Genomic DNA, 21,230 nt, shown 5'->3' on the forward strand with positions numbered 1-21,230 from the left:
ATAATCGTCCTCCGGCGTTGACTGGGGTATAATGCCCTCCATTTGTTACACCCGCTCATTCGATGGCGGGTCACCGCCGCAAGCGGTGAGTAATCGTCCTCACAGTGCTGACTGGGGTATAATGCCCCACTAGTTACGCCAAGAATCGGAATGCGTCATGTTTGAGAATTTGACTGAACGACTCTCGCGCACCCTGCGCAATGTCAGTGGCCGTGGCCGGCTGACCGAAGAGAACATCAAGGATACCTTGCGTGAAGTGCGCATGGCGCTGCTCGAGGCGGACGTGGCCCTGCCGGTGGTGCGTGACTTCGTTGCCCGCGTGAAAGAGCGTGCCGTCGGCCAGGAAGTGGCCAAGTCCCTGAGCCCGGGCCAGGCCTTCATCAAGATAGTGCATGGCGAGCTGGTCTCCGTCATGGGAGAGGCGAACGAGCAGCTCAATCTGGCCGCCCAGCCGCCGGCCATCATCCTGATGGCGGGCCTGCAGGGTGCCGGTAAGACCACGACTGTGGGCAAGCTCGCCAAGCTGCTCAAGGAGCGCCACAAGAAGAAGGTGCTGGTGGTCAGTGCCGACGTCTACCGCCCGGCGGCGATCAAGCAGCTCGAGACCCTGGCCAATGACATCTCGGTCGATTTCTTCCCGAGCGATGTGACCCAGAAGCCGGTGGCGATCGCCACCGCCGCCATCGATCAGGCGCGCAAGAAATTCTATGACGTGGTGATCGTCGATACCGCCGGTCGTCTGCACGTGGACACCGAGATGATGGCGGAGATCCAGGATCTTCACGCCACCATCAAGCCGGTCGAGACCCTGTTCGTGGTGGATGCCATGACAGGTCAGGATGCGGCCAATACCGCCAAGGCGTTCAACGAAGCGCTGCCGCTCACCGGCGTCATCCTCACCAAGGCGGACGGCGACGCCCGCGGCGGTGCCGCCCTGTCGGTGCGCCACATCACCGGCAAGCCGGTCAAGTTCATCGGTATGGGCGAGAAGACCGATGCCCTCGAGCCCTTCCACCCGGACCGACTCGCATCCCGCATCCTCGGCATGGGGGACGTGCTGTCGCTCATCGAGGAAGTGGAACGCACGGTCGACAAGGAGAAAGCCGCCAAGCTGGCCAGCAAGGTCAAGAGCGGCAAGGGCTTCGATCTGGAAGATTTCCGCGAGCAGCTGGCCCAGATGCGCAACATGGGCGGCATGATGGGCATGCTCGACAAGCTGCCCGGCATGTCCGGTCTGCCGGATAACGTGAAAGATCAGATGGATGACAAGATCACAGTGCGGATGGAGGCCATCATCAGCTCCATGACGCCCAAGGAGCGTGCTCATCCCGATCTCATCAAGGGCTCCCGCAAGCGTCGCATCGCCGCGGGTTCCGGCATGCAGGTGCAGGACGTGAACAAGCTGCTCAAGCAGTTCACCGAGATGCAGCGCATGATGAAGAAGATGTCCGGCAAGGGTGGCATGCGCAAGATGATGGGCCAGATGAAGAACATGCTGCCCCCCGGATTCGGTGGTGGCGGACGCGGTCCGTTCTGATTTTCCTGCTTGTCAGGCAAAAAGGCTCACCGCGGTGAGCCTTTTTCATGCCAACTCCTGCGCAAAAAATAGCAGGCTTGGTTGCAATTATTACGAATCCAAGTAGAATTACGCGGCTTATTTTAAGCTAGGGTCTGCGTATTTGCAGGCCTTGTTCATTAGATGTTCATGAGGACGATATGGTAACCATTCGTTTACAACGTGGTGGCGCGAAAAAGCGTCCGTTCTACCAGGTAGTAGTTTCTGACAGCCGTTGCGCCCGTGACGGTCGCTTCATCGAGCGCGTTGGTTTCTTCAACCCGGTTGCTGCTGGTAACGCTGAAAAGCTGAACCTGGACCTGGCTCGTATCGAGCATTGGGTTGCTACTGGTGCCACTGTTTCTGACCGTGTTGCCAAGCTGATCAAAGACGCTAAAAAAGCTGCTTAATCAGCCAAGCGGTAAGGAGTTAAGGTGGAAAAACCTATAGTTCTGGGCACCCTGGGTACCGTCTACGGCATCAAGGGCTGGCTTAAAGTGAACTCCTTCACCGATGTTGCCGAAGCGATTTTCGATTACAACCCCTGGCTGATCAATCAGAACGGGGTGTGGCGTGAGATTCAGGTTTCGGCCTGGAAGCGTCACAACAAGGGTCTGATCTGCAAGCTCGATGGTATCGATGTGCGCGAGGATGCCCTGGCATTGACCAATGTCGAGATTGGCGTAGCCGCCGATCTGTTGCCTGCGTTGCCTGAAGGTGAGTTCTACTGGCGTGACCTGATTGGTTGCTCCGTGATGACCACCAAGGGATACGACCTGGGCAAGGTGACCGAATTGATGGAAACCGGCTCCAACGATGTGTTGGTGGTTGAGGCCAATGTAAAAGATGCCTTTGGTGCAAAGGAGCGGCTGATCCCGTTCCTGGAAGAGCAGGTGATCAAGAACATTGATCTGACTGCTCGAACAATCGAAGTTGATTGGGATCCTGGTTTCTAGTTTCCCGCGCTAACACGGGTGCCGGAGGTTTCTTATGTGGATTGGGGTGATTAGCCTCTTCCCGGAAATGTTCCGAGCCATTACCGAGCACGGGGTAACGGGTCGGGCCGTCAAGAGTGGCCTGCTGCAGATTGAGTGCTGGAACCCTCGGGATTTCACCCACGACAAACACCGTACTGTCGATGATCGTCCTTATGGTGGTGGGCCTGGAATGCTGATGATGGTTCAGCCGCTGCGTGATGCGATTCATGCAGTCAAGCAAGCGGCGGGAGACGGGGCGAAAGTCATCTATCTCTCTCCTCAGGGGCGCAAGCTGACTCAAGCGGGCGTAACCGAGTTGGCGACGAATCAGAAACTGATTCTGGTCGCCGGTCGATACGAAGGTATCGATGAACGCGTGATACAAACCGAAGTCGACGAAGAGTGGTCTATCGGGGATTACGTGTTAAGTGGTGGCGAGTTGCCTGCCATGACCCTGATCGATGCGGTTTCGCGTCTGGTCCCCGGGGTCTTGGGTGATCAGGCCAGTGCCGAGCAGGACTCCTTCACGGATGGCCTGCTGGATCATCCCCACTACACTCGGCCGGAGTTGTTGGATGGATTGGCGGTGCCCGAGGCGCTGACAAGCGGCAATCACGAAGTGATTCGGCGCTGGCGTCTCAAGCAGTCGCTCGGACGAACCTGGCAGAGAAGGCCGGAACTTATTAACAACCTAGCTCTGACTGACGAGCAAGAATCACTTCTTGCCGAGTATGTCCGCGAAGTGCGTGACAGCGTTAAGTAGAGTTTTCAGTTTATCCTAGGTAAGGAAAGACAATGAGCAAGATTATTCAGCAGCTTGAACAAGAGCAACTGCGTACCGACATCCCGGCTTTTGCCCAGGGCGACACCGTACGTGTTCAAGTTCGTGTTAAAGAAGGTGGTAAAGAGCGTCTGCAGGCTTTCGAAGGCATCGTCATTGCCAAGCGTAACCGCGGTCTGCACTCTGCTTTCACCGTTCGCAAGATCTCCAACGGCGAAGGTGTTGAGCGTGTATTCCAGACTCACTCTCCGCTGATCCACAGTGTAGAACTGAAGCGTCGTGGTGATGTTCGCCGCGCCAAGCTGTACTACCTGCGCAACCTGTCCGGCAAAGCTGCTCGTATCAAAGAGAAGCTCAACTAATTCGATTCGAATTGGTGTCGGTATGTCGACGAATAGCTCGACAGGTAGTGAAAAGGCTCGCCAATGGCGAGCCTTTTTTGTATCTGTCATTTGAGGCGGTGGGTTCAACCTGGCTGGCTGACCCGCACCACAGAGTTGTCGCGCCCGAAGGGGCCGGGCACATAGTCGTCCGCTTCCCAGTCGTTGTCATAACGGGTCTCCCCGTCTGGCTGCACCAGTTGATAGCAATACTCGAAATGACTGGGGCCATCGGTGGGAAGGTTGAGGGTCGCCTTGAACTCCCCGCTCTTCATTCTTTTCAATTCAATGGGTTGCCACTGGCTGAACTCCCCCAGCAGCAAGACCTGTTCGGCCTCGCCTGCGGCCTCTTTTTCCACTGCGAAGGTCACCTTGACCTCGGGGCGGGACTTGAGAAATTGCTTGTTGATCGGCATATCGACTCCTTGTCACTGACTGCGAAGAAAGTAGCGCTGTTCATTTTTATATCACCTTATGACAAGAATGTTGATAGCAATCGTCAGGCAGGCAGGGCGAAATGACGCCGAAGCAGCTGGTGAGTGAACTCAATCTTGAGGTAAAAGCCCCTTGGCAGTGTCTGGATTGGCTGGCCATTGCGGCCGATGGCGCGAGTCAGCGCCTTGCTGTTGGCCGCCTTGGGGCGCAGCTGCATGACCTGACCGTGGCGGGCGCTAATCTGCTCCACCTCCCCCAGCACTATCATGTCCATCAGCTCCTCCCAATCCTGACGCAGCAACCTGTCTTCTTCTTCGCTCGGGCTCCACAGCAACGGCATGCCGACCCGGCGTTCACCGACGGGGATGGTGCGGCTGCCCTCCACCGGGATCCAGAGTACCCGCGACAGCTTGTTGCGCACATTGGACTCCTCCCAGCGCTGGCCACTGATCCCGATGAGGGGAGCGACGCAGACGAAGGTGGTTTCCAGCGGTTTGCCCTGAGGATCGATCGGGATCGTCTTGAGCTCGATGCCGAGGTCGGGGAAGTCCTGCTCCGGCCGGCTGCCCGCGCTGGCGCCCAACTGCCACTCGATCAACTGGCCGATCCAGCCCTTGTCTCGCCTGAGATCCCGTGGCACCGGGATGCCGGCCGTCGCGGCGAGCTGGGCCAGGGTGAAGCCCGCCATGGCGTAGGCGCGCGCCATCAATTCCTGCTCTGACTGTGGATTGGCGGGCATGAGGGGCTCCTGTTGGCGAGAAGGGGGTGGACAAGTGTGATCCTGACAGAGGATCGCTGTTTTTGTAACCGATCCTTGCCCGGCTATTCACAGGGGGGGCAAGATTGTGAATTATCATCTATGGCAATGATTTTAAAGGAATTTGACTTTTTTCTCCAGCCTGGAGAACGGGAGGATCCCGGTTGCAACGAGTTGTCCAAGGGTTTGGCCTGGCTGTTGCACATAGTTATCCACAGAAATCTTGGATAACTGACATAAAGTGGTGATACAGGGCCCGGCATCAGAAATAAATGTGAGAGCACGCCGATTTTTCTCGCCATATCGGTGCAGATAATGCGCCATCCTTGTGGATAAACTAGCCTTGGTGGATCTTTGAACAGTCGAACTTGTTCACAATTGACAGTCAGGATCCTCGGGCGCAAAAGACATGGATCTTGATCCAGTCTTTAAATATTAACTATATGTATTTAAATGAATATTTTGTTTTTATATGAATCGGGTATGATACGGCATGATTTGAAGTCGTAGTATAAAACTACTGTATATACCCGCTTGATCACAGGCTTATGCACAGTCTGGGTGGGCAACTTGCGGAGCTTGTCCTTCAGGTTTGTTTATAACTTTGCTTGAAATGCCAAGTTATTCATGAGTGGAAGATGACAGTCCCTGTTTGCCGCCACGGGGTGAATGTGGAACAATCTCTTTATAGATTCAGCCTTTATAAGGTGATCACGTGATAGATGGCGACGGATTTCGTCCCAATGTCGGCATCGTGATCTGTAACCGTGACGGGCAAGTATTGTGGGCTAAGCGCTATGGGCAGCACTCCTGGCAGTTTCCGCAGGGGGGAGTTGATGATGGTGAATCGCCGGAGCAGGCCATGTATCGTGAGCTGTATGAGGAGATAGGCCTCAAGCCCGACGATGTGACCATACTGGCGACCAGTCGCAACTGGCTGAAGTATCGCTTACCCAAACGACTCGTTCGCTGGGACAGTTCACCGGTCTGTATTGGCCAGAAGCAGAAATGGTTTTTGCTGCAGCTCGATCCTGGCAAAGAGTCCAGGATCCAGTTCGGTTGTCATGGTCACCCGGAATTTGATGATTGGCGTTGGGTCAGCTTCTGGTACCCGGTTCGTCAGGTCGTCTCCTTCAAGCGGGAAGTTTACCGCCGGGTGATGAAGGAGTTTGCCCCGCTGGCCATGCCGGTGCCGGTGGTGCAGGTTAATCGAAAGGATGGGCGGCGCAACCGCTCGCGCTAAGGAGCACAATTAGTTGCTGACGGAACTCAGACGCATCGTCGAGAGCATGGCCGAGGCCAACACCCTCGAACAGGCCTTGCAAGCATTGGTGAGCCAGACCCGGCTCGCCATGACGGTGGACTGCTGCTCCGTTTATGTCGCCGAACCGGACATGCGCCGCTATCGACTGGCGGCGACCGATGGTCTGGCCGAGTCTGCAGTGGGCAAGGCCACCTTGCCGTTCGAGCAGGGCATAGTCGGTCTGGTGGGTCAGCGGGAAGAGCTGATCAACCTGGCCGATGCGCCTTCTCACCCCAGTTTCAAGTTCCTGCCCGATGTCGCGGAAGAGGCGTTTCGCTCCTTCCTCGGCGCCCCCATCATGCACCAGCGCCAGGTGGTCGGCATTCTGGTGGTGCAGCAGAAAGAGAGCCGGCTGTTCGATGAAGGGGAAGAGTCCTTCATGGTCACCCTGGCGGCACAGCTGGCGGCCCGCATCGCCCAGGCCCAGGCCAAGGGCTGGTTGCAGAAGACCGACTGGAGCAAGCCGCTGCGCGGCATCGCCGGTGCCAGCGGCATCGCCATCGCCAAGGCCTGGGTGTGGCGTCCGCGCAAGGCGCTCAACAGCATCACCCCGCGCAAGGACGAGGAGCACGGCAAGCAGCTGGCCCGGCTGGAGCTTGCGGTGGAAGAGGTGCGCCACGATCTGGAGAGTCTGGCGCTGCGCTTTCGCGAGAGCTACAGCCAGGATTCGGTCGCCATCTTCGACATCTATCTGCACCTGCTGAACGATCCCGGCTACATCAAGCCCATCCGCAACAAGGTCAGCAAGGAGCACTGGACCGCCATCTCCGCGGTCAAGATCATCAGCGATCGGCTGATCGAGCAGTTCAAGGGGATGAAGGATCCCTACCTGCGGGAGCGCTCCACCGATGTGAAAGACATCGCCCAGCGGCTCATCAGCCGGCTGGTACAGGACGAACCCGAGCAGCTCACCATAGGGGAGCCGGTGGTGCTGGTCGCCGACGAGGTGACCGCCACCATACTCGCCGAGATCCCGCGGGAGTTTCTGAGCGGCGTGGTCTCCCTCAAGGGGGGGACCAACTCCCATGCCGCCATCCTGGCCCGCGCCATGGGGGTGGCAGCCATCATGGGAGTGGATCTGCCCCTGGGTGACATAGGCGGGCGCACCCTGGTCATCGACGGTTACAGCGGCGATCTCTTCATCGAACCCAATCAGGTGATCCTGACCGAGTACCGGCAACTGCTCAACGAGGAGCGGGCGCTCGATACCCTGGTGCGCAGCGTCGACAACCAACCCTCGGAGACGGCTGACGGCACCTCTGTCTCCTTGCTGCTCAACGCCGGCCTCAGCGCCGACACCGAGATCTCCCTCAACCATCTGGCGGACGGGGTCGGGCTCTATCGCACCGAGATCCCCTTCATGCTGCAGGACAGCTTCCCCTCCGAATGGGAGCAGACGGCGCGCTATCGGGGGATTCTGGAGACCTATCGGGATCGCCCGGTCTGCATGCGCACCCTGGACGTGGGGGGGGACAAGCAATTGCCCTATTTCCCCATAGTGGAGGAAAATCCCTTCCTTGGCTGGCGGGGGATCCGGCTCACCCTGGATCACCCCGAGTTGTTCCTGGTGCAGCTCAAGGCCATGCTGCGCGCCAGCGAAGGGCTGGACAATCTGGCCATCATGCTGCCGATGATCAGCAGCGTCAGTGAAATCAAGGCTTCCCGCCGGCTGCTGGATCAGGCCTGGCGTGAAGTGTCGGAAGAGGCGGCGAGCCGCGATGCGGTGATCCGCTACCCCAGCCTGGGGGTGATGATAGAGGTGCCCTCCGCCCTCTACATCCTGCCGGAGATGGCCCCTCTCATCGACTTCTGGTCGGTGGGCAGCAATGACCTGACCCAGTATCTGCTGGCGGTGGATCGCAACAACGCCCGGGTCGCCAGTATCTATGACGCCTTCCATCCCGCGGTGATCCGCGCCCTGCAACTGCTGGTCGATGCCTCCCATCGCTACCAGAAGCCGGTCTCGGTCTGTGGCGAACTGGCCGGGGATCCGGTCGGCGTGCTGCTGCTGCTGGCCATGGGCTATCGCCGTTTCAGCATGAACACCCACAACATCTCCCGCATCAAGTACGTGCTGCGTCAATCCGATCTCGGCGAGCTGAAGGCGCTGATGGCGGATGGCCTCAAGCACGACAATCCCCACGTGCTCCGTGGCCTGTTTGCCCGCTACCTGGAAGAGCACGGTCTGGGCGGTTTGCTGCGCGCAGGCCACAAGACCAAGCTGCCCGATTGATATTCAGTCTTGTTCCTGCTGACGAATGATCGGAGAATGCGGCTTTTCTTATGACTGGGGCCGCGCCATGCAGCACGACGGATATTGGGTTTTCTCGCAGATTGATCCCGTAGCATTCAGTTTGGGACCACTATCGGTACGCTGGTATGGTCTCATGTATTTGTTTGGTTTCGCCTTTGCCATGTGGCTTGCGGGCCGCCGCGCCGACGCGCCCAACAGTGGCTGGACCCGCAACGAGGTCTCTGACCTGCTGTTCTATGGCTTCCTCGGGGTGATCCTGGGCGGTCGTATCGGCTACGTGCTGTTCTACAACTTCGATCTCTTCCTGGCCGATCCCACCTACCTGTTCAAGATCTGGACCGGGGGCATGTCGTTCCACGGCGGCCTGATCGGGGTCATCACCGCCATGATCTGGTTTGCCCACAAGACCAAGCGTCACTTCTTCACCGTGGCAGACTTTGTGGCGCCGCTCATTCCGTTCGGCCTCGGCGTCGGCCGCATCGGCAACTTCATGAATGGCGAGCTGTGGGGCCGGGTCACGGACGTGCCCTGGGCCATCATCTTCCCGGAGGCCGGCCCAGAGCCGCGTCACCCCTCCCAGCTCTACCAGTTCGCCCTGGAAGGTGTGGTGCTGTTCATCATCCTGAACCTGTTCTGGCGCAAGAACCCGCCACGGGGCGCTATCTCAGGCATGTTCCTGCTGTTCTACGGCCTGTTCCGCTTCCTGGTGGAGTTCGTACGCCAGCCTGACAGCCAGCTGGGCCTCTACTTCCAGGAGATCAGCATGGGCCAGATCCTCTCTACCCCGATGATCATCATCGGCGCCCTGATGATCTGGGTTGCCTACAAGCGTCCTAAGCTGTTCGGCAACGCGGCGAAGGAGGCAAAGCAATGAGGGTATATCTCGATCTGATGCAAAAGATCCTGGATGAAGGCACCGTCAAATCCGATCGCACCGGCACGGGGACAGTCTCCCTGTTCGGTCATCAGATGCGCTTCAATCTGGCGGAAGGCTTCCCGCTGGTCACCACCAAGAAGTGCCACCTGCGTTCCATCATTCACGAGCTGCTCTGGTTCCTCAATGGCGACACCAACACTGCCTACCTGAAAGAGCACGGCGTCAGCATCTGGGACGAGTGGGCTGACGAGCACGGCGATCTGGGCCCTGTCTATGGCGCCCAATGGCGTTCCTGGCCGGCGGCCGATGGCACCGTCATCGACCAGATCCAGAAGGCGGTGGATGACATCAAGCACAACCCGGATTCGCGCCGCATCATAGTCTCCGCCTGGAACGTGGGTGAGCTGGACAAGATGGCGCTCGCCCCTTGTCACGCCTTCTTCCAGTTCTATGTGGCGGACGGCAAGCTCTCCTGCCAGCTCTATCAGCGCAGCTGCGACGTCTTCCTCGGTCTGCCGTTCAACATCGCGAGCTACGCCCTGCTGACCCACATGATGGCCCAGCAGTGCGATCTGGCCGTGGGCGACTTCGTCTGGACCGGTGGCGACGTGCACCTCTACTCTAACCACATGGAGCAGACGGCGCTGCAGCTCTCCCGCGAGCCGCGTTCCTTGCCGCAGCTGGTGATCAAGCGCAAGCCGGACTCTATCTTCGACTACCGGTTCGAGGACTTCGAGATCCAGGGCTATGATCCCCATCCGGGTATCAAGGCCCCTGTCGCCATCTGATCCTGCATCCGCCGTGACGGCGAGCGGTGCTCGGCGGGATCTCCCGCTATGCTATTCCATCTGTTCGAAAGGCGCCTGCGGGCGCCTTTTTCATGCCTGACAAGAATTAATATGCAGACAAGTGAATGCTCCACAGGCGAGGGAAGGCAGGGGTAAACGTGCTTATAGCAGACATGATTTGTTTTGCCTTCGGTTTTTCCGTTGTTATCGGCAGTTAGAAACGATTTTTCATTAGTTAACTCGCCCCCTAGACTGAAAAAGTACAATTTTATGGATAGTTAGACCATGAGCGATGTGTTCAAGCGATTTCTCAAACTGGAGTCAGCCTCCGGAATAATTCTGATCCTGGCCGCCCTGTTGGCCATCGGTCTGGCCAACTCTGCCCTGGCGGAGCACTATCAGAGCTTCCTCAATACCCAGGTGCAGGTGCGCATTGCCGCCCTCGACATCAACAAGCCGCTGCTGCTCTGGATCAACGACGGCTTCATGGCGATCTTCTTCCTGCTGGTCGGGCTGGAAGTAAAGCGTGAGATGCTGGAGGGGGCGCTCTCATCACGGGTGCAGGCCACCTTCCCGGCCATCGCCGCCGTGGGCGGCATGCTGGCCCCTGCGCTCATCTATGCCTTCTTCAACTACGAAGATGAAATCACCCGGGCCGGCTGGGCCATTCCAGCCGCAACCGACATCGCCTTCGCCCTCGGGGTGATGGCGCTGCTCGGCAAGCGGGTGCCGACCAGCCTCAAGGTATTCCTGCTGGCCCTGGCCATCATGGATGACCTTGGGGTCATCATCATCATCGCCCTCTTCTATACCCAGCAGCTGTCGCTGACTGCACTGGCGGTCGGCATAGTGGCGACCCTCGCTCTGCTCTGGATGAATCGTCGTGGTGAGGACAGGATCGGCCTCTACATGCTGGTGGGTCTGGTGCTCTGGGTGGCCGTGCTCAAGTCGGGCGTCCATGCGACCCTGGCCGGCGTCATCGTTGGCTTCATGATCCCGCTCAACGGCAAGCGTTATGCCTCGCCGCTCAAGCACCTGGAGCATGTGCTGCATCCCTGGAGCGCGTACCTGATACTGCCGTTGTTTGCCTTTGCCAACGCCGGGGTCTCCCTCGACGGCATCCAGCTGTCGGATCTGCTCAGCCCGGTGCCCATGGGGATCATTCTGGGGCTCTTCATCGGCAAGCCCCTCGGCATCTTTACCATCAGCTGGCTGTCGGTGAAACTCGGCATCGCCCAGCTGCCGAGTGGCGTCAACTTCAGACAGATCTTTGCCGTCAGCATCCTGTGTGGCATCGGCTTCACCATGTCGATGTTCATCGCATCGCTGGCATTCGAGCATGGCGGACTGGACTACGGCAGCTACTCGCGCCTCGGGATCCTGGTGGGATCCACCCTGGCGGCCGTGATCGGTTTTATCGCCCTGCGGATATCGCTGCCCAATCGGGAGGCGAATCAAAGCACGGAGGGGTTATGAGAAGACTCGGATGGTTAGTCTTGCTGGTGAGCCCGGCAGTCTGGGCGAATAGCCTAGCGGATTGCCAGCAGGATGCGGTGTCGGCCAGTTGTTCGGCCTATCTCAACGGGGTGGTGGACAGCGCCCTCATGCTGGGAGACCAGCAGGCCAAGGCCCGATTCGGTGAAACCTTCACCGAGCGGGCCCTGAGCAGCCGGGCCGGCGAGCGAGTCAAGCAGTCGAACAAGCGCTACTGCGGAGAGCGGATGCCGGATCCGGCCCGCCTCAAGCTGACCCTGCAAGAGCAGTTCGGCGCAAACAAAGTTGACTCGATCAGCGACATGTATGACATTCTGGCGGTTGAACTCAGCTGCTACCGGAGCCCGCGCAGCGCGGGAACCCCATCGGATGTCACACCTTAATTACAACCACCTCTACTATTTTTGGATGACTCAGAAGAAGGGCTCCGTCACCCAGGCGGCGGAAGCCCTCTTCCTCACTCCCCAGACCGTCACCGGTCAGATCAAGTTGCTGGAGCAGCGTCTCGGCGGCAAGCTGTTGATCCGCAAGGGGCGATCCCTGGAGGCCACCGAGCTGGGCCAGCTGGTGTTTCGTTATGCCGACAAGATGTTCAGCCTCTCCTACGAGATGCTGGATATCGTCAACTACCGCAAGGAGAGCCAGATCCTGTTCGACGTCGGCATCGCCGATGCTCTCTCCAAGCGCCTCGCCAGCCGGGTGCTGCTCTCCGTCATCCCCAACGACGGCTCCATCCACCTGCGCTGTTTCGAATCGACCCACGAGCTGCTGCTGGAGCAGCTGAGCGAGCACAAGCTCGACATGATCCTCTCCGATTGTCCGGTGGACTCCAGCCAGCATGCCGGTCTGCTCTCCAAGCGGCTGGGGGGCTGCGGCGTCAGCTTCTTCTGCAAGGCGCCGCTGCCCGAAAAGCCGTTTCCCGCCTGTCTGGAGGAGCGCAAGCTGCTCATCCCTGGCCGTCGAACCGCCATGGGGCGTCAGCTGACCCAGTGGTTCGAGCAGCAGGGCATTTCTCCCAGCATCCTGGGGGAATTCGACGATGCGGCCCTGATGAAGGCATTTGGCTTCTTCAATCAGGGTATCTTCATGGCGCCGACCATCTATCGGGAGGAGATCCTGGAGGGGGAGGAGGTGATGCTGATCGGGGAGACCCAGGATCTGATGGAGGAGTACTACGTCATCTTCGCCGAGCGGATGATCCAGCATCCGGCAGTGAAGCGGGTGTGCGAGAGTGATTTCTCCTTCCTCTTTGCCGGTCAGGAGGACTTCACCACCATTCAGCCGGCGACCCTGTCATTTTAAATCGACGGGGCAGGGGGTATGATTCCTGTCTTGCAGGGGAGGGAATGCGATGCAGTTGGAAGAGATGGAGGCGAATGCCGGACGTGCGGTCACCCTGCTCAAGGCGCTGGCCAATGAACGGCGCTTGTTCATTCTGTGCCAGTTATTGGACAGAGAGTTGTCGGTGGGGGAGCTCAACGGGGTGCTTGGACTGAGTCAATCGGCCCTGTCACAGCATCTGGCGGTGTTGCGGCGCGATGAGCTGGTGGCGACGCGAAAAGAGGCCCAGACGGTCTACTATTCGCTGCGCAGCCATGAGGTACGCGAGATGATTGGATTGTTGCACAGGTTGTATTGCAGCGAACCCAAATAAAAAACCGGCACTAAGGCCGGTTTTTTTAGCTTTGTTCAGCCGAAGCTGATTAAGCCATGGCTTTGATCTGGGAAGACAGGCGGCTCTTGTGACGAGCAGCTTTGTTCTTGTGGATCAGGCCTTTGGTCGCCATACGATCCATGATCGGCTGAGCAACAGCGAAAGCGGCAGTGGCTGCAGCCTTGTCGCCAGAGGCGATGGCAGCGATCACTTTCTTCAGGTAGGTACGGGTCATGGAACGACGGCTGGCGTTGTGCTGACGACGTTTCTCTGACTGAAGAGCACGCTTCTTAGCAGATTTGATGTTAGCCAAGGTAAAACTCCTAAAACTGTCTTAGCGAGTGTATTGAAAAGGCCCGGAAATATGCCTTCCCAACCACATATTGTCAAATGATTTGTGCAAATAAACACCGCCCCCCGGTGGTGTGTCAGTTGGGAGACGGTTAAACTGTCGGCCGATTCTAACAGCATTCTTTTCTTTCTGACAGTTCCAGAGGCCTCGTCTTGAGTAAGAAATTGATCAAATCCGGCATGATAGTGTCCGGAATGACGCTGGCGTCCCGCGTGATGGGCTTGGTGCGCGATGTGGTCATCGCCAATCTGCTCGGTGCCGGGGTGGCCGCAGACGTCTTCTTCTTCGCCAACCGCATTCCCAACTTCTTGCGCAGGCTGTTCGCCGAAGGGGCTTTCAACCAGGCCTTCGTGCCGGTGATGACGGAGTACAAGAAAAACGGTGACGAGCAGGCCGTGCGCGAGCTGCTGGCGGCGGTGGCGGGCACCCTTGGGGGTATAGTCACCATAGTCACCCTGCTCGGGGTGCTGGGCTCGGGTGTACTGACTGCCATCTTTGGCTGGGGCTGGTTCTGGGACTGGCTGCACGGCGGGCCGGCGGCCGAGAAGTTCGAGCTTGCCAGCCTGATGCTCAAGATTACCTTCCCCTATCTCTGGTTCATCACCTTCACCGCCATGGCCGGGGCCATCCTCAACACCTTCGGTCGCTTCGCCGTCTCCTCCTTCACGCCGGTGTTTCTCAACCTCACCATGATTGCGGCGGCCTGGTGGATAGCCCCGTTGCTGGAGCGGCCCGAGATCGCGCTGGCGATCGGCGTCTTCCTCGGCGGCCTGGTGCAGTTTCTGTTCCAGTACCCCTTCCTGCGTCAGATCAACATGCTGGTGTGGCCCAAGTGGGGTTGGCACCATCCCGGTGTGGTGAAGATCCGCACCCTGATGATACCGGCGCTGTTCGGCGTCTCGGTCAGCCAGATCAATTTGCTGATCAACACCATGCTGGCCTCCTTCCTGGCGACTGGCGCCATCAGCTATCTCTATTATTCGGATCGCCTGCTGGAGTTCCCGCTCGGTCTGTTCGCTGTCGCCATCAGCACTGTGATCCTGCCGGCGCTGGCCAGGAAGCATGTGGATGCGGATCCGGCCGACTTCTCCCGCACCATGGATTGGGGGGTGCGCATGGTGATGCTGCTTGGCCTGCCCGCCATGGTAGGGATTGCGGTATTGCGTGAGCCCATACTGCGGGTGCTGTTCATGCGCGGCGAGTTCGGCATGCATGAGGTGGCGATGTCGAGCGCCAGCCTGCTGGCATCCACTACGGGCTTGCTGTCGCTGATGCTGATCAAGGTGTTGGCCCCTGGCTACTACGCCCGCCAGGACACCAGGACCCCGGTGCGGATCGGCATCATGGCCATGGTGGCCAACATGGTGTGCAACCTCATCTTCATCTATCCGCTTGGCTATGTGGGGTTGGCGCTCGCCACCGCCTGCTCCGGCACCCTGAATGCGGCCCTGCTGTTCAAGGGGCTCTATCAGCAGGCGGTCTATCGCCCTTCCCGCAACACGGGTGTGTTCTGCCTCAAGCTGCTGGCAGCGACCGTGCTGATGGGGGGCGCGCTTGGCTATCTGTCACCGGATCTTGCCCAGTGGGGGGCCTGGAGCATGGGCAAGGCCACTCTGGAGCTGACCTTGCTGCTCTGCCTTGGGGGCGCGTTGTATGGAGTAGTCCTGCTGGTGCTGGGGGTCAGGCCAAGACACCTGAAATCGGGTCAGCAATGAGGCTGATGAGGCCCGAGTTCCGGGCCAGATACCTGAAATCGGCTCAACAGCAGGGCTGACCCTGATTGCTGCCTGATATATAATCCGCCGATTTCCATGGCAGCAACGCACAAGGCACTGATGGAGCTCATTCGCGGCATTCACAATATCAAGCCCCGTCACCGGGGCTGTGTATTGACCATAGGCAACTTCGATGGGGTTCATCAGGGACACCATGCGGTGTTGGCCCGCTTGCAGGAGAAAGCCGCCCAGCTTGGCCTGCCCGCCTGCGTCATGCTGTTCGAGCCGCAGCCCCTTGAGCTCTTTGCGGGGGACGCCGCCCCTGCCCGTCTCAGCCGTTGGCGGGAGAAGTACGAAGCCCTCAAGGGGATGCAGATAGATCGCATGCTCTGCGTGCGGTTCACGCACCGCTTCGCCGAGCAGGCCGCCAGCACCTTCATCGAGCAGCTGCTGGTGGAGAAACTCGGCGTGCACTACCTGGTGGTGGGCGATGATTTTCGCTTCGGCAAGGGGCGGGAAGGGGACTTCCACCTGCTGGAGGAGGCGGGCCATCGCTTCGGCTTCGAGGTGATCAGCACCCAGAGCTTCCAGGTCGAACGCCAGCGGGTCAGCAGCACCCTGGTGCGCGAGGCCTTGAAGGCCGGGCGGATGGCGGAGGTGGAGCTGATGCTCGGCCGCCCTTATGCCATCAGCGGCCGGGTGGCCCACGGCGACAAGCTGGGGCGCACCATAGGTTTTCCTACCGCCAATCTCGCGCTCAAACGGCAGGTGATCCCGGTCGGTGGCGTGTTCGCGGTGGAAGTGTTATGTTCCGGCAAGACCTTCCCCGGTGTCGCCAATGTGGGTGTACGGCCGACCTTGAGCGGTACACAAGCCAGATTGGAAGTACATCTATTTGATTTTTCTGGTGATCTATACGGTCAGCAGGTCAAGGTGCTGCTTCGCCACAAGCTGCGCGAAGAGCAGAAGTTTGCCTCTTTCACCGCCTTGAAAGAGCAGATCGAACGAGATGCCCTGGCGGCCCGAGCCTGGTTCGGGCTGCCACCATTCAATTTACCCAGCACTCTTTTAGAAAAGAAGGGAACCCAGGACTGATGAGCGACTATAAACACACCCTGAATCTGCCGGAAACCGAGTTTCCGATGCGTGGCGATCTGGCCAAGCGCGAACCCAACATGCTCAAGCGTTGGTACGATCAGGATCTTTACGGCGCCATTCGCCGCGCCAAAGCGGGCAAGCCTTCTTTCATTCTGCATGATGGCCCTCCCTACGCTAACGGCAGCATTCACATCGGTCACTCGGTCAACAAGATCCTCAAAGACATCATCATCAAGTCCAAGGGCCTCTCCGGCTTCGACTCCCCCTATGTGCCGGGCTGGGATTGCCACGGTCTGCCCATCGAGCTGAAGGTGGAAGGCATGGTCGGCAAGCCGGGGGAGAAGGTTTCCGCCGCCGAGTTCCGCGCCGAGTGCCGCAAATACGCCAAGACCCAGATCGAGGCGCAGAAGACCGATTTCATCCGCTTAGGCGTGCTGGGTGACTGGGAACACCCCTACCTGACCATGGATTTTGGCACCGAAGCCAACATCATCCGCTCCATGGCCAAGATTGTCGCCAATGGCCACCTGCACAAGGGTTCCAAGCCGGTGCACTGGTGTACCGACTGTGGCTCCGCGCTGGCGGAAGCCGAAGTGGAGTACTACGACAAGAATTCCCCCTCCATCGACGTGCGCTTCAAGGCCGTCGACGAGGCGGGCGTTGCCGCCAAGTTCGACTGCCCTGAAGGTCACTTCGGTCGTGGCCCGCTCTCTGCCGTGATCTGGACCACCACCCCCTGGACCCTGCCTGCCAACCGCGCCATCGCCATGCACGCCGATCTGGACTACGCCCTGGTACAGGTGGAGGGTGACAACCCCGAGCGCCTGATCCTGGCCGCCGAGCTGGTCAAGGACGTGATGGACCGCGCCGGTATCGAGAAATTCCACAACCTGGGTTATGCCAAGGGTGCGGCGCTCGAGCTGCTGCGCTTCAACCACCCCTTCTACCGCTTCGACGTGCCTGTGGTGCTGGGTGATCACGTCACCCTGGATGCCGGTACCGGCGCCGTGCACACCGCCCCTGGCCACGGTCAGGAAGACTTCGTGGTCGGTCAGAAGTACGGTCTGGAAGTGGCCAACCCGGTGGGCAGCAACGGCGTCTACCTGCCGGATACCGAGCTGTTTGCCGGCCAGCACGTGTTCAAGGCCAATGCGGCCGTGGTCGAGGTGCTGACCGAGCGTGGCGCCCTGCTGCACCACAAGGTATTCAACCACTCCTACCCGCACTGCTGGCGTCACAAGACCCCTATCATCTTCCGTGCCACCCCCCAGTGGTTCATCAGCATGGAGCAGAAGGGGTTGCGCAAGCGCGCGCTGGAAGAGATCGAACGCATCGAGAAAGATGGTATCAAGCAACACGGCCAGAGCGGCTGGGTGCCGGCATGGGGCAAAAACCGCATCCAGGCCATGGTCGAGAACCGTCCTGACTGGTGTATCTCCCGTCAGCGTACCTGGGGCGTGCCTATCTCCCTGTTCGTACACAAGGAGACTCAGGAGCTGCACCCTGAATCCGTGCGCCTGATGGAAGAGGTGGCCAAGCGGGTCGAGCAGTCCGGTATCCAGGCCTGGTGGGATCTGGACAAGGCCGAACTGCTGGGCAGCGACGCCGACCTGTATGACAAGGTGCCAGACACCCTGGACGTCTGGTTCGACTCAGGTTCGACCCACTCCTCCGTGGTCGATGCCCGTCCCGAGTTCAACGGCAACCCGGCCGACATGTATCTGGAAGGCTCTGACCAGCACCGCGGCTGGTTCATGTCCTCCCTGATGATCGGCGTGGCCATGAAAGACAAGGCTCCCTACAACCAGGTTCTGACCCACGGCTTCACCGTGGATGGCCAGGGCCGCAAGATGTCCAAGTCCATCGGCAACGTGGTCAGTCCGCAGGACGTGATGAACAAGCTGGGCGCCGACATCCTGCGTCTGTGGGTAGCGAGCACCGACTACACCGGCGAGATGACGGTCTCCGACGAGATCCTCAAGCGCTCCGCCGATGCCTATCGCCGCATCCGCAACACTGCCCGCTTCCTGCTGGCCAACCTGAACGGCTTCAATCCGGCGACCGACATGGTTGCGCCTGCCGACATGGTGGTGGTGGATCGCTGGGCCGTGGGTCGTGCCAAGGCGGTACAGGCCGAGATCATGACCGCGTTCGACGAGTACAACTTCCACGGAGTGACCCAGAAGCTGATGCAGTTCTGCTCCATCGAGATGGGCTCCTTCTACCTGGACGTCATCAAGGACCGCCAGTACACCGCCAAGGCGGACAGTCTGGCCCGTCGCTCCTGCCAGACCGCCCTCTATCACATCGCCGAGGCCATGGTGCGCTGGATGGCGCCCATCATGAGCTTCACCGCCGACGAGATCTGGGCTCTGCTGCCGGGTGAGCGCGGTGAGTTCGTGTTCACCGAAGAGTGGTACGACGGCCTGTTCGGGCTGGAAGCGGGCGAAGTGCTGAACGACGATTTCTGGGCCGAGATCCTCACCGTGCGCGGTGAAGTGAACAAGGCACTGGAAGCCGCCCGTGGCGAGAAGCGCATCGGTGGCTCCCTGCAGGCCGAGCTGACCCTGTTCGCCAAGCCCGAGCTGGCCAAGCGCCTGAATGCCCTGGCCGATGAGCTGCGCTTCGTGCTGCTCACCTCCAAGGCCAAGGTGGTGGTGGCTGACACAGCACCTGAAGGTGCCGTTGCGACCGAGCGCGATGATCTGTGGCTGAACGTGACCCAGTCTGCTGCCGCCAAGTGCGACCGCTGCTGGCACCATGTGGAAGACGTGGGCACCATAGCCGGTCACGAAGAGATCTGTGGCCGCTGCGTCACCAACGTCGAGGGTGACGGCGAAACGCGTCAATTTGTCTGATGAACATGACTCAAGACACTCAAAAAACCGGCCTGCGTTGGCTGTGGCTGGCTGTGCTGGCCTTCGTACTGGACCAGGCGAGCAAGCTCGCCGTGGTCAAGCTGCTGCCGTTTGGCTATCCGGGGGTGGAGATCACCCCCTTCTTCAACTTGGTGCATGTCTACAACAAGGGCGCCGCGTTCAGCTTCCTGGCCGATCAGGGGGGCTGGCAGCGCTGGTTCTTCGCGGTCCTGGCGTTTGCCATCTGTGGCCTGCTGATCCACTGGCTGCGCAAGCTGTCGGTCACCCAGCGCTGGAGCGGCATCGCCTATTCCCTCATCATCGGCGGCGCCCTTGGCAACGTCTTTGATCGCCTGGTGCTGGGTCACGTGGTCGATTTCCTCGACTTCTACTGGCAGCGTTCCCATTGGCCCGCGTTCAACCTGGCGGACAGCTTCATCTTCATCGGCGCCGCCATGATAGTGCTGGAAGGCTTCCGCTCCGAAAAGCAGAAGGAGGCGGCATGAGCCAGGCCATAGGCGCTGACAGCAGCGTGCTGTTCCACTTCTCCATCAAGCTGGAAGACGGCTCGGTGGCCGACAGCACTGCGTTGCACGGCAAACCGGCCCGCCTGCGGATGGGCGACGGCAGCCTGACATCGAGCTTCGAGCAGTGCCTGCTGGGGTTGCAACAGGGAGAGGCCAAGAGCTTCACGCTGGCGCCCGAGCAGGCGTTCGGCCTCTCCAATCCCGACAACATCTACCATCTGGACAGAGCCAAGTTTGGTACCGATGTGGAGCCAAAAGTCGGCACCATCATACTGTTCGATCAGCCCAATGGCAGCGAGCTGCCGGGCATCATACGGGCGGTGGAAGGGATGTCGGTCACGGTCGATTTCAACCACCCGCTGGCGGGCCACACCGTCACCTTCGAGGTGCAGATCCTGGGTGTGGATGACGAGGAAAAGGTGAGCTGATGGATATTTTGCTTGCTAACCCGCGTGGTTTCTGTGCCGGTGTCGACCGTGCCATCAGCATAGTCGAGAGCGCTTTGGAGAAGTTCGGGGCCCCCATCTATGTCCGTCACGAGGTGGTACACAACCGCTATGTGGTGAACAAGCTGAAAGAGGCGGGTGCTGTCTTTGTCGAGGAGCTCGACGAGGTGCCGGACGACAGCATCGTCATCTTCTCCGCCCACGGCGTTGCCAAGACGGTGCGCGAGATGGCCAAGTCCCGTGCCCTCAAGGTGTTCGATGCCACCTGTCCGCTGGTAACCAAGGTGCACATGGAGGTTCATCGCGCCAGCCGCAAGGGTTCCGAGGCCGTGCTCATCGGTCACGCCGGTCACCCCGAGGTGATCGGCACCATGGGGCAGTACGAGAATCCGGAAGGGGGCATGTATCTGGTGGAAACGCCGGACGATGTGGCCAGGCTCCAGGTGAAGAATCCGGATGATCTCTGCTTCGTCACCCAGACCACCCTCAGCGTGGACGAGACCTCGGACGTCATCGATGCGCTGCGCAAGCACTTCCCCAAGATCCAGGGGCCGCGCAAGGATGACATCTGTTATGCCACCCAGAACCGTCAGGATGCGGTCAGGGAGATGGCCGGGCTGGTGGATGCCATGCTGGTCGTGGGATCTCGCAACTCCTCCAACTCCAACCGTCTGCGGGAGCTGGCCGAGAAGGTGGGGGCGCGAGCCTACCTCATCGACGATGCCTCCATGATTGAATCCCCCTGGCTGGAAGGGGTCGAGCGTATCGGAGTGACGGCGGGGGCCTCTGCTCCCGATGTGCTGGTTCAGAATGTCATCGCCCGTCTGCGTGAGCTGGGTGGCAAGATAGTGACAGAACACCCGGGTCGCGAAGAGAACGTGGTCTTCGAGGTGCCGCCCGAGCTTAGAATCATTTGAATGTGGCCAGGATGGCCTAAGAATAAAGAGTGATGTTCCTGATGCCGGATTTGTCGCTGCGA

General features: G+C 59.5%; 22 protein-coding genes. 19 read left to right on the top strand and 3 right to left on the bottom strand.

Going from position 1 to position 21,230, the window contains the following annotated elements; translation table 11 throughout:
• Window positions 1-157: 157 nt before the first annotated feature.
• The 5 genes from ffh to rplS all read left to right on the top strand — a co-directional run bounded on the left by ffh (window position 158) and on the right by rplS (window position 3,675).
• Entirely contained in the window at window positions 158-1,537 is a 1,380-nt protein-coding gene (gene ffh, locus AC1IN8_RS11555) for a signal recognition particle protein (protein ID WP_139436841.1), read from the top strand.
• Window positions 1,538-1,716: 179 nt separating this feature from the next.
• Window positions 1,717-1,965, top strand: coding sequence for a 30S ribosomal protein S16 (rpsP, locus tag AC1IN8_RS11560; RefSeq protein WP_042649810.1), 249 nt, complete (start codon window positions 1,717-1,719; stop codon window positions 1,963-1,965).
• A gap of 24 nt (window positions 1,966-1,989) precedes the next feature.
• Window positions 1,990-2,511, top strand: a complete 522-nt coding sequence (rimM, locus tag AC1IN8_RS11565) for a ribosome maturation factor RimM (RefSeq protein ID WP_005332346.1) — start codon at window positions 1,990-1,992, stop codon at window positions 2,509-2,511.
• 34 nt (window positions 2,512-2,545) lie between these two features.
• Window positions 2,546-3,295 (top strand): tRNA (guanosine(37)-N1)-methyltransferase TrmD, encoded by a 750-nt coding sequence (trmD, locus tag AC1IN8_RS11570; protein WP_479758906.1) that lies wholly within the window; start codon window positions 2,546-2,548, stop codon window positions 3,293-3,295.
• Between the two features lie 32 nt (window positions 3,296-3,327).
• Complete coding sequence (gene rplS, locus AC1IN8_RS11575; protein ID WP_005313505.1) at window positions 3,328-3,675, top strand: 50S ribosomal protein L19; 348 nt, start codon at window positions 3,328-3,330, stop codon at window positions 3,673-3,675.
• A 104-nt stretch (window positions 3,676-3,779) separates the two neighbouring features.
• On the opposite strand, the gene AC1IN8_RS11580 is transcribed toward rplS, so the two are convergent.
• Entirely contained in the window at window positions 3,780-4,109 is a 330-nt protein-coding gene (locus AC1IN8_RS11580) for an isoamylase early set domain-containing protein (protein WP_025325698.1), read from the bottom strand.
• 83 nt (window positions 4,110-4,192) lie between these two features.
• Entirely contained in the window at window positions 4,193-4,867 is a 675-nt protein-coding gene (gene mutH, locus AC1IN8_RS11585) for a DNA mismatch repair endonuclease MutH (protein WP_043131454.1), read from the bottom strand.
• A gap of 733 nt (window positions 4,868-5,600) precedes the next feature.
• On the opposite strand from mutH, the gene rppH reads away from it, so the two are divergent.
• The 8 genes from rppH (at window position 5,601) to AC1IN8_RS11625 (ending at window position 13,255) form a co-directional block, all read left to right on the top strand.
• On the top strand, window positions 5,601-6,128 hold the full coding sequence (gene rppH / locus AC1IN8_RS11590) for an RNA pyrophosphohydrolase (RefSeq protein ID WP_139436835.1): 528 nt from the start codon (window positions 5,601-5,603) through the stop codon (window positions 6,126-6,128).
• Window positions 6,129-6,141: 13 nt separating this feature from the next.
• Window positions 6,142-8,421 (top strand): phosphoenolpyruvate--protein phosphotransferase, encoded by a 2,280-nt coding sequence (gene ptsP / locus AC1IN8_RS11595; RefSeq protein WP_265435311.1) that lies wholly within the window; start codon window positions 6,142-6,144, stop codon window positions 8,419-8,421.
• 67 nt (window positions 8,422-8,488) lie between these two features.
• Window positions 8,489-9,316, top strand: coding sequence for a prolipoprotein diacylglyceryl transferase (gene lgt / locus AC1IN8_RS11600; protein ID WP_404837711.1), 828 nt, complete (start codon window positions 8,489-8,491; stop codon window positions 9,314-9,316).
• Entirely contained in the window at window positions 9,313-10,107 is a 795-nt protein-coding gene (gene thyA, locus AC1IN8_RS11605; RefSeq protein ID WP_247627256.1) for a thymidylate synthase, read from the top strand. The genes lgt and thyA overlap by 4 nt, the downstream gene beginning before the upstream one ends.
• A 285-nt stretch (window positions 10,108-10,392) precedes the next feature.
• Window positions 10,393-11,583 (top strand): Na+/H+ antiporter NhaA, encoded by a 1,191-nt coding sequence (gene nhaA, locus AC1IN8_RS11610; protein WP_319917972.1) that lies wholly within the window; start codon window positions 10,393-10,395, stop codon window positions 11,581-11,583.
• Window positions 11,580-11,984, top strand: coding sequence for a hypothetical protein (locus tag AC1IN8_RS11615; protein WP_479758907.1), 405 nt, complete (start codon window positions 11,580-11,582; stop codon window positions 11,982-11,984). Before nhaA ends, AC1IN8_RS11615 begins: the two co-directional genes overlap by 4 nt.
• Window positions 11,971-12,903, top strand: coding sequence for a transcriptional activator NhaR (gene nhaR / locus AC1IN8_RS11620; protein ID WP_005332358.1), 933 nt, complete (start codon window positions 11,971-11,973; stop codon window positions 12,901-12,903). The genes AC1IN8_RS11615 and nhaR overlap by 14 nt, the downstream gene beginning before the upstream one ends.
• 49 nt (window positions 12,904-12,952) lie before the next feature.
• The gene (locus tag AC1IN8_RS11625) at window positions 12,953-13,255 is read left to right on the top strand and encodes an ArsR/SmtB family transcription factor (RefSeq protein WP_202047411.1); all 303 of its coding nucleotides are present in this window, start codon (window positions 12,953-12,955) and stop codon (window positions 13,253-13,255) included.
• Between the two features lie 49 nt (window positions 13,256-13,304).
• Here AC1IN8_RS11625 and rpsT read toward each other — a convergent pair whose 3' ends face one another.
• Window positions 13,305-13,568: a 30S ribosomal protein S20 gene (rpsT, locus tag AC1IN8_RS11630; RefSeq protein WP_139436823.1), complete on the bottom strand. Its 264-nt coding sequence runs from the start codon at window positions 13,566-13,568 to the stop codon at window positions 13,305-13,307.
• A gap of 191 nt (window positions 13,569-13,759) precedes the next feature.
• On the opposite strand from rpsT, the gene murJ reads away from it, so the two are divergent.
• The 6 genes from murJ (at window position 13,760) to ispH (ending at window position 21,168) form a co-directional block, all read left to right on the top strand.
• Window positions 13,760-15,322: a murein biosynthesis integral membrane protein MurJ gene (murJ, locus tag AC1IN8_RS11635; RefSeq protein ID WP_479758908.1), complete on the top strand. Its 1,563-nt coding sequence runs from the start codon at window positions 13,760-13,762 to the stop codon at window positions 15,320-15,322.
• Window positions 15,323-15,442: 120 nt separating this feature from the next.
• A complete protein-coding gene (gene ribF / locus AC1IN8_RS11640; RefSeq protein WP_025325710.1) occupies window positions 15,443-16,417 on the top strand; it encodes a bifunctional riboflavin kinase/FAD synthetase in 975 nt (324 codons plus the stop codon).
• Window positions 16,417-19,278, top strand: a complete 2,862-nt coding sequence (ileS, locus tag AC1IN8_RS11645; RefSeq protein ID WP_479758909.1) for an isoleucine--tRNA ligase — start codon at window positions 16,417-16,419, stop codon at window positions 19,276-19,278. The genes ribF and ileS overlap by 1 nt, the downstream gene beginning before the upstream one ends.
• Window positions 19,278-19,784: a signal peptidase II gene (gene lspA / locus AC1IN8_RS11650; RefSeq protein WP_479758910.1), complete on the top strand. Its 507-nt coding sequence runs from the start codon at window positions 19,278-19,280 to the stop codon at window positions 19,782-19,784. Before ileS ends, lspA begins: the two co-directional genes overlap by 1 nt.
• The gene (gene fkpB, locus AC1IN8_RS11655; RefSeq protein ID WP_479758911.1) at window positions 19,781-20,233 is read left to right on the top strand and encodes an FKBP-type peptidyl-prolyl cis-trans isomerase; all 453 of its coding nucleotides are present in this window, start codon (window positions 19,781-19,783) and stop codon (window positions 20,231-20,233) included. The genes lspA and fkpB overlap by 4 nt, the downstream gene beginning before the upstream one ends.
• Window positions 20,233-21,168 (top strand): 4-hydroxy-3-methylbut-2-enyl diphosphate reductase, encoded by a 936-nt coding sequence (gene ispH, locus AC1IN8_RS11660; protein ID WP_479758912.1) that lies wholly within the window; start codon window positions 20,233-20,235, stop codon window positions 21,166-21,168. The genes fkpB and ispH overlap by 1 nt, the downstream gene beginning before the upstream one ends.
• Window positions 21,169-21,230: the final 62 nt, after the last annotated feature.

Source organism: Aeromonas sp. 130281, from assembly GCF_056642115.1.